The organism is Clostridium sp. CCUG 7971 (assembly GCF_017590215.1).
Taxonomy (GTDB): Bacteria; Bacillota; Clostridia; order Peptostreptococcales; family Peptostreptococcaceae; genus Faecalimicrobium.
Genome location: NZ_JAFFPK010000079.1, coordinates 1 through 16,151 on the forward strand (window position 1 = coordinate 1; position 16,151 = coordinate 16,151).

The window sequence follows — 16,151 nt, forward strand, 5'->3', positions numbered from 1 at the left end:
TAAATGTTTGCAGTTTTCAGAGTATTAACTCTAAAATTGCGGGTGTAGCTCAATGGTAGAGTTCCGGCCTTCCAAGCCGGCTGTGAGGGTTCGATCCCCTTCACCCGCTCCATAAAGATTATGTGGTTATTATAGCAAAGAGGATACACCTGTTCCCATTCCGAACACAGAAGTTAAGCTCTTTAGCGCTGATGGTACTTGGTGGGCAACTGCCTGGGAGAGTAAGACATAGCCACGTAATCTTTTTTATTGCAGAAAATTATAAATTTTCTGCTTTTTTTTATAAATAATTCGTTACGAATGGTTCAAAATGAAATTTTTACCTTAAAAAAGGTCGTTAAAATTTACAAAAACAATTTGTAGAGTTATACTATAAATAGTGAAATTAATAACTAAAGTAGTTTGGAGGTTAGCTATGAATATAGGAGTTGTAGGGGTGAACCATAATTTAGCTCCCATAAATATAAGAGAATGCGTGTCTTTTACAGATATACAAAAAATAGAAGCAATAAATTTTCTACTAGATAAGGATATAGAAGAAGTTATTATTTTATCTACATGTAATAGAAGTGAGATATATATACATTCCAAAGATATTAATGAAAAAATTAAAACATTAGAAGATTTCTATGAAAATTTCTTCAATACTTCAAATATAAAAGAATATTTATTTTCTAAGACAAATAGAGAAGCTGTAGAACATATTTTTAATGTTACAGCAGGGCTTGATTCTATAGTATTAGGAGAAGACCAAATACTTGGTCAGGTAAAAGATGGTCATGAATTCTCAATGCAACTTGGTGCTAGCAAAAAAATATTTAACAAACTATTTAGGGAAGCAATAACAACAGCTAAGGAAATAAAAAGTACTACAAAGATATCTCAACAACCGTTATCTATAAGTTACATAGGTGTAAAATTCTTAGAGGAAAAACTAGGTAGCTTAGAGGGAAAAAATGCTTTAGTAATTGGCGTAGGTAAAATGAGTAAGTTAACTATGAAGCATTTAGAAGAACAAAAAATAAATAATATTTATGTATCTAATCGTAGTCATTGCAAAGTCGAAGAAATAAAGAGTGATTATAAAAATATTATACCGATAGAATATGGTGATAGATATAAAATAATTAAGGATGTAGATATAGTTATAAGTGCGACAGCTTCTCCTCATATAGTAGTTAAATATGATGAAATGCCAAAACTAAATAAAAAAGTATATATGATGGATATAGCACTTCCTAGGGATGTAGATCCTAAAATAAATGAATTAGATAACGTAGAAGTTTATGATATAGATAATCTAAAAGAGATACATGACAAAAATGATGAGAAAAGAAAAAAAATAGCAATTGGATGTCAATCAATTATTGATGAAAAAATAAATGAATTTGAAGAATGGTTAGACTCAACTCACATAGACCCTACGATAGAATCTTTAAATGATAAGTGTGTTGAAATTAGAAAAGATACTCTAGATTATATTTTTAGAAAAGTAAATCTAGATTCAAGAGAACAAAAGATAATCGATAAGATGATGACTTCGGCACTAAAAAGGCTTATAAGAGAACCGATAATCAACCTAAAGCAAATAAAAGATAAAGGTAAAAGAGAAGAATATATTAAGTTAGTTGAAGAATTATTTGAGGTTTAGACCTTAGGAGGTAACATAGATGAAGAATGAAAAATCACTAAAGATATATGAAGAAGCAATAAAATATATACCAGGAGGAGTTAACAGTCCAGTTAGAGCATTTAGATCAGTTGGATTAGATCCTATATTTATAGATAGAGCTCATGGAAGTAGAATATATGATGTAGATGGAAATGAGTATATAGATTATATATGTTCTTGGGGACCGCTTATGCTAGGTCATAGTCCTAGGGAAATAGTGGAAGGTATAGAAAAAGTAGTAGCAAAAGGAACAAGTTATGGGGTACCAACTGCTATAGAGGTAGATATGGCGAAGATAATCGTAGAAGCGTATCCTGCTATAGATCAAGTTCGTATGGTTAATTCTGGAACTGAAGCTACAATGAGTGCGCTAAGAGTAGCAAGAGCATATACAAAGAGAAATAAAATATTAAAATTTGAAGGATGTTATCATGGACATTCAGATGCATTATTAGTTAAATCTGGATCGGGTACAATTACATACGGAGTTCCAACAAGCCCTGGTGTTCCAGATGATGTTGTAAAAGATACTTTAGTATGTAGATATAATGATTTAGATGCGGTTAGAGATATATTTAAAGAACAAGGTCATGAAATAGCTGCAATAATAGTTGAAACAGTTTCTGGTAATATGGGAGTTGTTCCAGGTAAACCAGAATTCTTACAATTATTAAGAGATATAACTAAAGAGTATGGATCAGTTTTAATATTTGATGAGGTAATAACTGGATTTAGATTAGATTATAGTAGTTCAGTTGGATACTTTGGAATAAAACCAGATATGGTATGTTTCGGGAAGATAATAGGTGCAGGATTACCTGTTGGAGCTTACGGAGGAACAAAGAAAATAATGAGTATGGTATCTCCTATTGGGCCAGTGTATCAAGCGGGAACATTATCAGGAAATCCTTTAGCTATGTATATGGGTAAAAAGAACTTAGAAATATTAAGAGATAATCCACAAATATATACAGAATTAGAAAGAAAAGCTATAAAATTAGAAGAAGGATTAAAATCTAATATAGAAAAACTTGGATTAGACTACACAGTAAATAGAGCTGGTTCATTAGTTTGTTTATTCTTTGCAAAAGGGCCTATAAATAATTATGATGATGTTAAAAAATGTGATGTGACTAAATTTAATAAATACTTTGAAGAATTATTAAAGCAAGGAATATTACTTGCGCCAACTCAATTTGAAGCTATGTTCTTATCTAATGCTCATACAGATGAAGATATAGAATATACATTAAATGCAATTTACAATGCTTTAAAAGTATCACATAACTTATAAAATTTAATACTAAAAATATAATTTATTGTCAAAATTAACGTAAATAATAGAGGATATAGTAATAATATGTAGAATTCAAAACTATAACATATTTTACTAAATCAATAGCACATAATGACAAGGTAAATATAATATTTAAAAATATTACCTAGCCTATGGCTAGGTAAATTATTTTTATAAACTAAATATATTTAGAGGAGGTAGAATATGAGTTTACTAGAAAATATATCAAAAAATATATATTCTTTAGATAAAAGCTCTATGAGTCAAGCCAAGCAAAGGCTAGATAGACTTATAAAGCCTACAGGAAGTCTTGGAAAAATAGAAGATCTATGTATGCAATTAGCAGGTATATATGAAAATAAATATTTTGATACATCAAAAAAAGCAATAATAGCTTTTGGAGGAGATCATGGTGTTTATGAAGAAGGTGTAGCGCCAGATCCACAAAATATAACACAACTACAATTTCCTAATTTCGCAAAAGGAATATGTGGAGTAGGGGTATTAAGTAAATTTGTAGGTGCAGATGTAATAGCAGTGGATGTAGGTGTAAATTGTGATCATAAACTAGAAGGTATACTTGATTATAAAATAAGAAAAGGAACATCAAATATGGCTAAAGGTCCTGCTATGAGTAGAGAGGAAGCTATAAGATGTTTAGAAATAGGTATAGAAGTTGCAGAAGAGTGCATCAAGAATGGATATAAAGTAATAGGAATAGGAGAAATGGGTATATGCAATACAACGCCAAGTAGTGCTATAATATCTGTTATAGATAACTGTGATCCTCAAGAAGTTACTGGAATAGGAGCAGGATTAAAAAAAGAAAAATTAAAACATAAGGCGGAAACTATTAGAAAGGCTATTGAGCTAAATAAACCAAATAGAGACGATGCAGTTGATATTTTATCTAAAGTTGGTGGATTTGAAATAGGTGCGATGGCTGGAGTTGTATTAGCATGTGCTGCAAATAGAATACCCGTAGTAATTGATGGATTTATATCTTATGCAGCAGCATTATTAGCGTATAAAATTAATCCAAAAACTAAAGAGTATATGATAGCATCTCATACATCAGCAGAAGCTGGAACAGAGAAGGCTTTAGAAATAATAAAATTAAGTCCTTTGCTAAATATGGATATGAGATTAGGTGAAGGTAGTGGTGCAGCTTTGGCATTTAACATAATAGAAGCATCTAATTATACATATAAAAATATGGCTACATTTGATGAAGTAAATTGGGTAGATAGAGATTAAGGATTGGAGAAAAAATGAGTAAAGTTATATTAGTAACAGGCGGTGCAAGATCTGGAAAAAGTAATTTTGCTGAAAAACTATGTATATATAGAAATAATAGCACAGCATATATAGCCACATCAATACCTTTTGATGATGAGATGAAAGATAGAGTAAAGAAACATAAAGAAAGTAGACCACAAAATTGGGAAACTTATGAAATATATAAAGATATATATTCTATAATACAAGATTTATCTAAAAATCATGATACTGTAATTATGGATTGTGTAACGTTACTAGTTAATAACTTAATGTTCACATATGATATAAATATTGATGAAGCTGACCAAGAACAAATAAATAACCTAGAATATTATATAAAAGACCAAGTGAACAAATTAATAAATGAAGTTAAAAAAACAAATATATACTTTGTTGCTGTAACTAATGAATTAGGAATGGCTGTAGTCCCAGCTAATAAACTTAGTCGTATATATACAGATATTGTAGGTAGAATAAACCAATTAATAGCATCACAAAGTGATGAAGTATACCTTGTAGTAAGTGGTATACCTATGAAGATAAAGGGATAATTTATGAAAAGATTTATATTAATACTTCAATTTTTAACTAGAATACCTATAAATGTAAACCTAGGATTTGATGAAGATTTTCACAAATCTATAGTTTATTTTCCTTTAGTAGGTTTTGTATTAGGTGTTTTATTATATTTACTTGGACTAGCATCTATGTTAGTATTTGATCCATTTATAACATCTATAATAATTACATTAGGATCAGTTTTGCTAACAGGAGGCCTTCATATTGATGGTCTTGGGGATACATTTGATGCTATATATAGCAACAGAGATAAAGAAAAAATGTTAGAAATAATGAAAGATTCAAGATTAGGAACTAATTCACTTTTAGCAATCTTATTTCTAATATTATTGAAAATAGGATTTATATACAGTATTATAAATCAAGAATTACTATGGCTTATAATTTTTATGCCTATAGTTTCAAGACTAGGAGTAATTAACTTAATGTATAAAACAGTTAGCCCTAGAAAAAATGGTATGGGTAACTTATTTATAGGAAAAGCAACAACAGGTATGTTTATGACTGCAATAATATATACAGTATTACTAGCAGTAATTTTACCAAAATTACTATTTTTATCGACTAATATATTAATATTTAAGATATTAAGTTCCATAATAGTAATTTTTATATTTAACAATTTATTTAAAAAACACATTTATAATAAAATAAATGGGGTGACAGGAGACATATTAGGGTGTAGTATAGAACTTGGAGAAGTTATATATTTACTTTATATATATCTATTAATAGTGTAGCCTTAAAAGAGGTGATTACTTGACGAAGTTAATATTAGTAAGACATGCATTAACTAATGATAATCAAGACTCTAGATTATCAGGACATATAGACAGTATGGTAAGTGAAGAAGGTAAGAAGCAAATAAAAAAACTTACGAATTATTTGAAAAATGTACATATAGATAAAATATATACTACTACATCTAAAAGAACAAAAGATACGGTATATGAATTATCTAATTTAAAATCTATGAACATTATAGAAAAGGAAAATCTAAAAGAAATTAATTTTGGAGACTTCGAAGGAATGACTTTTGATGAAATAAAATCTAAACATCCAGAAGAATTTCAAAAGATGATAAATGAGGGGTATAATTATAAATATCCAAATGGCGAAAGTTTAATAATGACATATGGTAGAGTAGCAAAAGAAGTAGATGAAATAATTTTAAATAATAAAGATAAAACAGTTCTGATATGTTCACACGGAGGAACTATAAGAAATATAATCACACATTTAATATCTAGCAGCTATGAATATCACTGGAATTTCAGAATTGATAATGCTTCAATTTCTATTTTAGAAGTTGAAAATGGATTTGCAGTAATAAACACCATGAATAATACAAACTTTAATTAGCCTTAAAAATCGAATATTAGATCAAAGTAGGTTCTTAAGTAAGATTAATAGGGAAAAAGGTTGAAAGCCTTTGCAGCCCCCGCTACTGTAAGATTGACGAAACTATAAACTACCACTGCTAATTTTGCGGGAAGGTATAGGAGTAGGATGATATTGAGCCAGGAGACCTGCCTAATTTTGATTTATTGATGAGATCTTCGGGGTGAAAGATTTTTATTTAATATATACACAAAATAAAAGTCCTAACTCTAATAGAGTTGGGACTTTTTAAATATTATGAAAATTAAAACAATAGATCTATCCGAAACGTAAGTGAATTTTATAAAATAAAGGAAGTGGAATAGTGGGCAAAAAAATAATGTTACAGGGTACAGCTTCAAATGTTGGAAAAAGTATTTTAGTAGCTGGATTATGTAGAGTATTTAAACAAGATGGATATAATGTTGCTCCATTTAAGTCGCAAAATATGGCGCTTAACTCTTTTATAACTAAAGAAGGGCTAGAAATGGGAAGAGCTCAGGTATTTCAAGCAGAGGCATGTGGTATAGAGCCAAGTGCAAATATGAACCCAATACTCTTAAAACCATCTGGAAATCATAGATGTCAGGTTATAGTAAATGGAAAGCTTAGAGAGGACATGGCATCATCAGATTACCATAAGTATAAACCACAATTAGCTAAGGAGTTAAAAGGAATTTTTAAAGAACTAAGCGATAATCATGATATAGTAGTTATGGAAGGCGCAGGTAGTTCAGCTGAAATAAATTTAAGAGAACATGATATTGCAAATATGGGAATGGCAGAAATTGCAGATGCACCTGTAATAATTGTTGGAGATATAGATAGAGGTGGGGTTTTTGCATCTATTGCAGGGACTATGCTTTTATTAAGTGACGAAGAAAGGAAAAGAGTTAAAGGTGTTATAATTAATAAATTTAGAGGTAAAAAAGAGCTTTTTATAGATGGTGTAAAAATGCTAGAAGATATTATAGATGTTCCGGTATTAGGGGTAGTTCCTTATAGTGATATAAAGATTGAAGATGAAGATAGCGTAACAACTAGATTTAAAAAACAAATGAATAAAAATGATATACACATAGAAATAATTAGAACTCCACATATGTCTAATTTTACAGACTTCAATATATTTGAGACACAAGAAGATGTAAGCATAAGATACGTAGACTACGGAGAAGCTTTAGGAAATCCGGATATAGTAATTATACCGGGAAGTAAGAGTACTATAGATGACCTTAAATATATAAGAGAAAATGGATTAGAAGGTCAAATAAAAGAATTACATAAAAGAGGAAAATTAATATTTGGTATCTGTGGTGGATATCAGATGTTAGGTAAAAAACTTAAAGATCCATATCACGTAGAAGGTGAAGTCGAAGAGTTTGATGGAATTGGACTTTTAGATACAGAGACTATATTTGAAATGAAAAAAACGACGACTCAAGTTGAAGCAATGATATGTGAAGGTCTTAGTGGATATATGAAAAATCTAGAAGGTAAAAAAGTAAAAGGTTATGAAATACATATGGGAATAACATCTATTTCTAAAGACATAAAAAATTTAAATAATATTAATAAAAATCTAGATGAAGTAGTTGATTATTTAGAAGGTAGTGTTAATCAAGAAGGGAATGTAGTAGGTACATATCTTCATGGAATATTTGATGAAATAGACTTTACGAGAGCGCTTTTAAATAATATAAGAGAAATTAAGGGATTAGAGAAAATAAATAGTAATGTAACTTCTTTTAATGAATTTAAGCAAAATGAATACGATAAATTAGCTGATTTATTAAGAGAAAATTTAGATATAGACAAGATATACGAAATAATGAGTTAAAAATATTAATAAATAGGTGAAATATATGAAGAAAATATTAATAGCAGGGACTAATAGTGGTGTAGGTAAAACTACAATATCATTAGGAATAATGCAAGCTCTTACTAAAAGAAGTATGAAAGTCCAGCCTTTTAAGGTAGGACCCGATTATATAGATCCATCATACCATACATTCATAACAGGAAGACACTCTAGAAACTTAGATTCATATATGTTAGATGATGAACAAATTAAATATGTTTTTAATAGTTCATCAGAGGATGCAGATATATCAGTAGTTGAAGGTGTGATGGGTCTGTATGATGGAATAGGAATAGATTTAGATAATTGTACAAGCTCTTATACATCAAAGCTTTTAAAGTCTCCAGTAATATTAGTTATTAACGGAAAAGCTATGGCAGCATCTAGTGCTGCTATGGTACTTGGTTATAAAGAACTTGATAAGAATGTAAACATAGCTGGTGTGATAGTTAATAATGTAAAAACTAAAACACACTATGAAATAATAAAAAACGCAGTGGAAAAGTATTGTGGTGTTGAAGTACTTGGTTATTTCCCTCCAAATAATGACTTTTCTCTAGAATCAAGACATTTAGGTTTAGTACCTAGTGTAGAAATAGATTCTTTAAAAACAAAGTTTAACAATCTTGCAGATGAAATTGAAAAGTATATAAATATAGATAGAATATTAGAACTCTCAGAAAGTGAAGAAGTTGAAACTAGCTTTGAAGTAGATAGTTTTATAAAAAATTCTAAAGTAGAAAACAAAACGATAGCAATAGCTTATGATAAAGCATTTAATTTTTACTACAGAGAAAATATAGAACTACTTAGAGACTTAGGACTAAATATAAAATACTTTAGCCCATTGGAAGATAATGAAGTTCCTAGTGCAGATTATATTTATATAGGTGGAGGATTCCCTGAAATATTTGGAAAAGAATTAGAAGCTAATATAAGTATGAGAAAATCAATACTTGAAGCTCATAAAAGAAAAATACCTATATATGCTGAGTGCGGTGGATTAATGTACTTAGGAGAAAAACTAATTGATCAAGAAAACAAAGAATATGATATGGTAGGAATTTTTAAAGGAAATAGTAAAATGACAGCTTCACTTAGACGATTTGGATATAGTTTTGGAACAGCAAAAGAAGATACTATATTATCTAAAAAAGGTGAAGTTATAAAAGGTCATGAGTTCCATCATTCTATATTCGAAACTAATGAAGATTGTGCTTACATAATGAGAAAAGAAAGAGATAAAAAAATCGTAGATGAGTGGGAAGGTGGATATAGCAAAGGTAACACTTTAGCTACATATCTACATACACATTTTTTCAATAATTTAAATTGTATAAAAAACTTACTAGAAAAAGGAAATGAGTAATATGAATATATTATCTATTTTTATAGGATATATAACAGATTTAATTATTGGAGATCCATATTCTTTTCCTCACCCGGTTATATATATAGGAAAATTAATAAAATCAGTTGAAAATAATATAAGAAAAATGTGTAAAAGTGATAAAGCTCTAAAGATAGGTGGATTTTTATTATGGTTTATCACGGTTGGATTAACATATTTAATAACTTACTTAGTAGTTAAGGTAAGTAGTTTTAATAGTGTCATATTTATAGTTGTAAATTCATTTATAGTTTATACAACATTAGCAACTAAGTGCTTAAAAGATGAAGCTGTAAAAATATATGAAGTACTTAAAAGTGGTGATTTAGAAAAATCCAGAGTGCAGCTATCTTATATTGTAGGAAGAGATACAACAAGTTTAAATGAAAGTGAAATTATTAGAGCAACGGTGGAGACTGTAGCAGAAAATACTGTTGATGGTATAATTGCTCCTATGTTTTATGCATTTATAGGTGGTGCACCACTTGCCATGGCTTATAAAGCTATAAATACATTAGATTCTATGGTTGGATATAAAAATGATAAATATATGAATCTAGGATTTGCATCAGCAAAAATAGATGATATTGCAAATTATATACCTGCTAGGATTTCAGTATTACTAATGACTATAGGTAGCTTAATATTATCTTATAACTATAAAAATTGTTTTAAGATAGCAGTTAGAGATAGAAAAAATCATAAAAGCCCCAATTGTGCTTATTCAGAAGGATCTGTTGCAGGAGCTTTAGGCATACAGCTAGGTGGAACTAATATCTATTTTGGAAAAGCTGTTTATAAGCCAACAATAGGAGATAAACTTAGAGAAATAGAAATAGATGACATAGTAAGAACTAATAAAATAATGTATGCATCGTCAATTACTTCTTTAATAGTATTTTCAATACTATGGAAGGTAATATGCTAGTTTAGGAGGATGTAAATGAAAGATTTAGGACATGGAGCCAATGTTTGTGATATGGCAAATATGTATAATAAAGATCCAAAAGAAATAATAGATTTTAGTTCAAATATAAATCCAAAAGTAATACAAGGACTAGAAAGTTATATTTTAGAAGGACTAAAGGAATGTAGAAGTTATCCAGATATAAATTATACAAATTTAAGAAGTAATATATCTAAATATATAGGAGTTAAACCAGAGTTTATAATACCTGGAAATGGCGCAACAGAAATTATTTACTTATTAATGAAGAGTATCGATAGTAGGTTAGCTATATTAAATCCTACATTTTCAGAGTATGGAAGAAGTGCAAGGCTAAACGACTTAGAAGTTGTAAACTTAAGCTTAGATAAAGAAAATAATTTTGAAATAGATATAAATATTATAAAAGAAAATATAGGTAAATTTGATAGTTTATTTATATGTAATCCGAATAATCCAAATGGAAAAGTTCAAGATTTAACTGATTTATTAAATTTAATGGTTGAAAATAAAAAACTACTAATAGTCGATGAAACATTTATGGAATTTGTTGGAGATGAGGATAAATATAGTCTAGTTAAATACATAGAAAGATATGAAAATATATTTATTCTTAAAGCGGTTACTAAATTCTTTGGAATGCCAGGATTAAGATTAGGTTATGGACTAACTAGTAATAAAAAAATAATAGATAAAATTTATAATTATAAAGAACCATGGACAATAAATTCATTTGCAGATAATTTATCTAATTATATATTTAATGATAAAAAGTATATAGAAGATAGTAAAAACTATTATATAAAAGAAAGAAAGTATATGTTAGATGAATTAAAAATTATAAATAACATAGTAGTTTATGATACAGATACAAATTTTGTTTTAATTAAATTGAAAAATAGAAAAGCAAATGAATTAAAAGATCAACTATTTAAAGAAGCGAGTATTTTAATAAGAGATGCATCAAACTTTATAGAATTAGATAATAGTTTTATAAGGATTGCGATAAAGTCTCATGAGGAAAATACTATTCTTATAAAGCACATGAAGAAAATATTAGGTGATTAGTATGAAATCTTATGGAATATGCCCAGCATCTTGTGGAGAATTTGTTCAAGGTATCTTAGAACAGGAAGAATATTTAAGCTCATATGCCATAGATATGTATTCAAAAGCAGAGGTTGAAGAAAGGTTAAATAATATAAATATTGGGCCAAGTAAATCAAGATGCGCTATAGAAAAAGTGTTTGAAAGATTTGCTTTACCGATAAAAGAAAGCCGAAATATATCATTAAACATAAAAAGCGAGATACCAATAGGAAAAGGTATGGCAAGTTCTACAGCGGATATTGGAGCAACGATAGTAGCTACATTAAGTCTTATAAAAAAGAGTTTAACTAGTGAAGAAATATCATATATAGCATCAACAATAGAGCCAACAGATTCTACATATATAGAAAAAAATGTGGTATTTAACCCGCTAAATGGAGAAGTAATTAAATACTTAGGTAATATTAAAAATTCTAAAGTGGTAATATTAGAGCCCAATAAAACATTAGATACTATGAAAATTAGAAATACTCCAAATTACAAAAATATTAAAATCCAAAACAAAGATATTATAAGTGAAGCATTTTATATGCTAGAAGAAGGTATAAAAAATAATAATTTAAGTTTAGTAGGAAAGGCAGCTACACTTAGTAGCTTAGCCAATGAAAATATAGATAAAAAAGATGGCTTAAAAGAAATTATAGAAATATCTCAAAACTATGGATCTTATGGAGTAAATATTGCTCATAGCGGGACAGTTGTTGGAATATTACTGGACCAAAGTATGAATGATAAAAGATTAATAGAATTATTGAAAGAAAATAATATAGATTCATTTTATAAAAAAATTTATACATCAAATATAATAGACGGTGGAATTAGGAGGGAATTAGAATGGAATACATCAAAAATCCTATGAAAATAGAAGAAAGAAGTATGGAAATGATTCAAGAAATAATAGACGATATTAGACCTGGTTATGAGTTTAAAGGTGCTATTGAAGAAAAAATTATAAAAAGATGTATACACACAACAGCTGATTTTGAATACTTAGATATATTAAAAATATCAGAAACGGCAGTAGAAAATTTAATAGATGCACTTAAAAATAATGCAACTATATATACAGATACAAATATGGCTTTAAGTGGAATAAATAAAAAAAGATTAGATTCACTAGGATGCAAATACAAGTGCTTAGTAGCTGATGAAGAAACTGCTTCTTTAGCAAAAGAGATGGGAACAACTCGCTCTATGGCAGCTGTTGAAATAGCAGCTAGAAATCCTGGAAGAAAAATATTTGTTCTTGGAAATGCTCCAACAGCTTTATATAAGGTTATGGAAATGATAAGAGACGGGAAACTAGAAGCTGATGCAGTTATAGGAGTTCCAGTTGGATTTGTAGGTGCGGCAGAATCTAAAGATGAATTAGAAAAAACTAATATACCATACATAATATCTAAAGGTAGAAAAGGTGGTAGTAATTTAGCAGCGGCTATAGTAAATGCCATTTTATATTCTATGTAGGAAGTAACCATGGAAGAGTATGTATATATTGATGGGAAAAAATATAGAAGAGGATATACAACTGGTTCTTGTGCAGCAGCAGCATCTAAGGCAGCAGTTCATATGCTATTTACAAAAAATAAAATAGAAATAATAAATATAGATACACCTAAGGGAATACCTCTATCATTAAAAGTACACAACGTAAATATTTGTAGTGATTATGTACAGTGTTCTATTGAAAAAGATGGAGGAGATGACATAGATGCTACTCATACTATGCATATTTATGCTAAAGCTGAATTTATAGACAGAGCAGATGAAGATATCGTAGTAGCTGGAGGAATTGGTGTAGGTGTAGTAACTAAAAAAGGATTAAGTGTAGAAGTTGGAAAAGCCGCAATTAATCCGGTTCCTATGAGGATGATACATACAGAGGTAAAAAAAGTTATAGGTAATGATTTAAAAAATACTATAGGTGAAGAGAAATCTATAAAAATAACAATATCTGCTCCAGAAGGAGTAGAAGTTGCTAAAAAAACTTTTAATCCAAGATTAGGAATAATAGGTGGAATATCAATTCTAGGAACAACAGGAATAGTAGAGCCGATGAGTGATGAAGGTTGGAAAAAATCATTATCTATAGAACTTCAAATGAGAAAAGAGCAAGGTCTAGATAAGATAATATTAGTTCCTGGAAATCATGGAGAAAAGTTTATTGAAGAAAAGCTAGGTTTAGATATGAAGTATGTAGTTAGGACTAGCAACTTTATAGGATATATGTTAAAAGAAGCTCAGAGAATGGGATATACAAAAATACTTATGGCAGGTCATATAGGAAAATATATAAAAATATCTGCAGGTATATTTAATACTCATAGTAAAGTAGCTGATGCTAGAAGTGAAATATTAGTATCAAATTTAGCAATGATGAAGGCGCCATATGAATTTTTAGAACGTATTAATGAATGTGTAACTGCTGAAGGAGCAGTTGAGCTTATAGATGAAAGTGAGTATAAAGATATTTACAATATAATAAGTAATAAATGTAAGTCAAAAATAGATCAATACCTATTAGATGAAGAAATAGATGTTGAAGTTATGATGTTTAAGATGGATAAAACACTACTTGGAAAATCAGATGATGCAGATTCACTAGTGGAGGTATTTAGATGATAAACATAATAGGATTAGGTCCTGGAAATGAAAACTATATAACCAAATTGGGTGAAAGATTAATTTTAGACTCTGAAGTATTAATTGGAGGAAAAAGAAATTTAGAATCTATCAAGGATTTTAAAGGTGAAAAGATAGAAATGGCATCTAATCTGAAAGAAATATTAGAATATATAAATAACAATAGTGATAAACAAATATCTGTAATAGCTTCAGGTGATCCGTTAATATATGGAATAGGAAGATACCTATCTAAAAATATAGATAATGAAAACTTGAACATAGTATCAGGAATAAGCTCACTTCAATATATATTCTCTAAGATTTATGTTGATATGAATGATTTATATATTACTAGTAGCCACGGAAAAGTACCTGATTTTGATTATATACTTTCTCATAAAAAAGTATGTATGGTTACAGATAGCAAAATAGGACCTAAAGAAATAAGTAGAGAAATAATAAATAGAAATTTAGAAAGAACTGTTGTTGTAGGAGAAAATTTATCTTATGATAACGAGAAGATAACAATGGGAACACCCAAGGATATACTAAATATTGATAAATTTGACATGAGTGTGGTGGTGATATTAGATGAAAAATAGTGATTTTATAACAGGGAAAGTACCTATAACAAAAGAAGAAGTTAGAGCAATATCTATAATGAAACTAGATTTAGTTAATTCAAAAAGGTTTATAGATGTAGGTGCAGGAACAGGAAGTGTAACAGTAGAAGCAGCTTATAATTATCCAAATTTAGATGTTATATCAATAGAAAGACATGATGATGCACTAGATTTAGTACATCAAAATGTTGAAAAGTTTGGATTAAAAAATGTAGAAGTTATAAAAGGTTATGCGCCGGTTGAGATAGATGGACAAGTTGATGCAATCTTTTTAGGTGGCACAGGTAATAACTTAAGTGAAATATTAATTTGGTCAAAAGAAAAGTTAGCTGATGGCGGAAGGCTAGTAGCAAACTTTATAATAGTAGAAACATTTAATGAAACTCTTAAGTTACTAAGAGAATATGGATTTAAAAATATAGATGTTTCGGTACTAAATGTATCTAAGCTAGAAAAACTGGGAAGAGGAGAGTATTTTAAACCTCTAAACCCAATATACATAATATCTTGTGAAAAAGGGGTAGATGAAGATGATAAATAAAGTACATTTTGTAGGAGCAGGGCCAGGAGATAAAGAGTTAATAACATTAAAAGGATACAAGCTTTTAAGTAATGCAGATGTAGTTATATATGCTGGATCTTTAGTTAACCCAGAGCTTCTAGAGTACTGTAAGGAAGGTTGCGAGATACATAATAGTGCTCACATGGATTTACAAGAAATAATAGAAGTTATGGAAAAAGGAATTAAGGAAAATAAGTCTGTTGTAAGATTACAAACAGGAGACTTTTCGATATATGGTTCAATAAGAGAACAAGTTGAAGACTTATATAAATTAGGAATCGACTATGATTGTACTCCAGGTGTTAGTTCATTCTTAGGAGCAGCTTCAGCATTAGGAGTAGAGTATACAGTTCCAGAAATATCTCAAAGTGTGATAATAACAAGAATGGAAGGAAGAACTCCTGTACCATCAAAGGAATCAATAGAGTCTTATGCAGCTCACCAGACTTCAATGGCAATATTTTTATCAGTTCAAGATATAGAAAAAGTTGTTGAAAGACTTAATACTGGTGGATACCCAATGGATACTCCAATAGCTGTTGTATATAAAGCAACTTGGGATGATGAAAAGATAGTAAAAGGAACATTAGAAGATATAGCAGTTAAAGTAAAAGAAAATAATATAAGAAAAACAGCTTTAATACTAGTTGGAAGATTTTTAGGTAAAGAATACAATAACTCAAAGTTATATGATAAGGATTTTAAACATGAGTACAGAGGCTAAAATTGCCATAGTTTGTATAACTGAAAATGGTAAAAATCTAGCACTTAAGATAAATGAAAAATTACCAGATAGCCACGTATATATAGTTAAAAATAAAAAAA

Annotated in this window: 16 protein-coding genes, 1 tRNA gene, 1 rRNA gene and 1 riboswitch; all 18 genes read left to right on the forward strand. The window is 29.0% G+C overall.

What is annotated here, in order from left to right; genetic code table 11:
- Window positions 1-38: 38 nt before the first annotated feature.
- Window positions 39-112: transfer RNA gene (locus JWF52_RS10895), tRNA-Gly, on the forward strand.
- 9 nt (window positions 113-121) lie between these two features.
- A 5S ribosomal RNA gene (gene rrf, locus JWF52_RS10900) occupies window positions 122-238 on the forward strand.
- A 177-nt stretch (window positions 239-415) separates the two neighbouring features.
- Window positions 416-1,651, forward strand: coding sequence for a glutamyl-tRNA reductase (hemA, locus tag JWF52_RS10905; RefSeq protein WP_208333592.1), 1,236 nt, complete (start codon window positions 416-418; stop codon window positions 1,649-1,651).
- A 19-nt stretch (window positions 1,652-1,670) separates the two neighbouring features.
- Window positions 1,671-2,966 carry a glutamate-1-semialdehyde 2,1-aminomutase gene (gene hemL / locus JWF52_RS10910; RefSeq protein ID WP_208333593.1) on the forward strand — a complete coding sequence of 432 codons (1,296 nt, stop codon included), beginning with the start codon at window positions 1,671-1,673 and terminating at the stop codon, window positions 2,964-2,966.
- A gap of 207 nt (window positions 2,967-3,173) precedes the next feature.
- A complete protein-coding gene (gene cobT / locus JWF52_RS10915) occupies window positions 3,174-4,226 on the forward strand; it encodes a nicotinate-nucleotide--dimethylbenzimidazole phosphoribosyltransferase (protein WP_208333594.1) in 1,053 nt (350 codons plus the stop codon).
- A 14-nt stretch (window positions 4,227-4,240) separates the two neighbouring features.
- A complete protein-coding gene (gene cobU / locus JWF52_RS10920; protein WP_208333595.1) occupies window positions 4,241-4,801 on the forward strand; it encodes a bifunctional adenosylcobinamide kinase/adenosylcobinamide-phosphate guanylyltransferase in 561 nt (186 codons plus the stop codon).
- A gap of 3 nt (window positions 4,802-4,804) precedes the next feature.
- On the forward strand, window positions 4,805-5,569 hold the full coding sequence (gene cobS / locus JWF52_RS10925; protein ID WP_208333596.1) for an adenosylcobinamide-GDP ribazoletransferase: 765 nt from the start codon (window positions 4,805-4,807) through the stop codon (window positions 5,567-5,569).
- Window positions 5,570-5,588: 19 nt separating this feature from the next.
- Window positions 5,589-6,191, forward strand: a complete 603-nt coding sequence (locus JWF52_RS10930) for a histidine phosphatase family protein (RefSeq protein ID WP_208333597.1) — start codon at window positions 5,589-5,591, stop codon at window positions 6,189-6,191.
- 12 nt (window positions 6,192-6,203) lie between these two features.
- Window positions 6,204-6,380: riboswitch (cobalamin riboswitch) on the forward strand.
- A gap of 169 nt (window positions 6,381-6,549) precedes the next feature.
- Window positions 6,550-8,049: a cobyric acid synthase gene (locus tag JWF52_RS10935; protein ID WP_286184114.1), complete on the forward strand. Its 1,500-nt coding sequence runs from the start codon at window positions 6,550-6,552 to the stop codon at window positions 8,047-8,049.
- Between the two features lie 25 nt (window positions 8,050-8,074).
- Window positions 8,075-9,439, forward strand: coding sequence for a cobyrinic acid a,c-diamide synthase CobB (locus tag JWF52_RS10940; protein ID WP_208333599.1), 1,365 nt, complete (start codon window positions 8,075-8,077; stop codon window positions 9,437-9,439).
- 1 nt (window position 9,440) lies between these two features.
- Complete coding sequence (gene cbiB / locus JWF52_RS10945) at window positions 9,441-10,388, forward strand: adenosylcobinamide-phosphate synthase CbiB (RefSeq protein ID WP_208333600.1); 948 nt, start codon at window positions 9,441-9,443, stop codon at window positions 10,386-10,388.
- Between the two features lie 15 nt (window positions 10,389-10,403).
- A complete protein-coding gene (locus tag JWF52_RS10950) occupies window positions 10,404-11,474 on the forward strand; it encodes a pyridoxal phosphate-dependent aminotransferase (protein WP_208333601.1) in 1,071 nt (356 codons plus the stop codon).
- A 1-nt stretch (window position 11,475) separates the two neighbouring features.
- Window positions 11,476-12,375, forward strand: a complete 900-nt coding sequence (locus JWF52_RS10955; RefSeq protein WP_208333602.1) for a GHMP family kinase ATP-binding protein — start codon at window positions 11,476-11,478, stop codon at window positions 12,373-12,375.
- The gene (locus JWF52_RS10960) at window positions 12,351-12,983 is read left to right on the forward strand and encodes a cobalt-precorrin-8 methylmutase (protein WP_208333603.1); all 633 of its coding nucleotides are present in this window, start codon (window positions 12,351-12,353) and stop codon (window positions 12,981-12,983) included. The genes JWF52_RS10955 and JWF52_RS10960 overlap by 25 nt, the downstream gene beginning before the upstream one ends.
- A 9-nt stretch (window positions 12,984-12,992) precedes the next feature.
- Window positions 12,993-14,138, forward strand: coding sequence for a cobalt-precorrin-5B (C(1))-methyltransferase CbiD (cbiD, locus tag JWF52_RS10965; protein WP_208333604.1), 1,146 nt, complete (start codon window positions 12,993-12,995; stop codon window positions 14,136-14,138).
- Window positions 14,135-14,743, forward strand: coding sequence for a cobalt-precorrin-7 (C(5))-methyltransferase (locus JWF52_RS10970; RefSeq protein WP_208333605.1), 609 nt, complete (start codon window positions 14,135-14,137; stop codon window positions 14,741-14,743). Before cbiD ends, JWF52_RS10970 begins: the two co-directional genes overlap by 4 nt.
- Complete coding sequence (locus JWF52_RS10975; RefSeq protein WP_208333606.1) at window positions 14,733-15,305, forward strand: decarboxylating cobalt-precorrin-6B (C(15))-methyltransferase; 573 nt, start codon at window positions 14,733-14,735, stop codon at window positions 15,303-15,305. Before JWF52_RS10970 ends, JWF52_RS10975 begins: the two co-directional genes overlap by 11 nt.
- On the forward strand, window positions 15,295-16,050 hold the full coding sequence (locus JWF52_RS10980) for a cobalt-precorrin-4 methyltransferase (protein ID WP_286184113.1): 756 nt from the start codon (window positions 15,295-15,297) through the stop codon (window positions 16,048-16,050). Before JWF52_RS10975 ends, JWF52_RS10980 begins: the two co-directional genes overlap by 11 nt.
- Window positions 16,051-16,151: the final 101 nt, after the last annotated feature.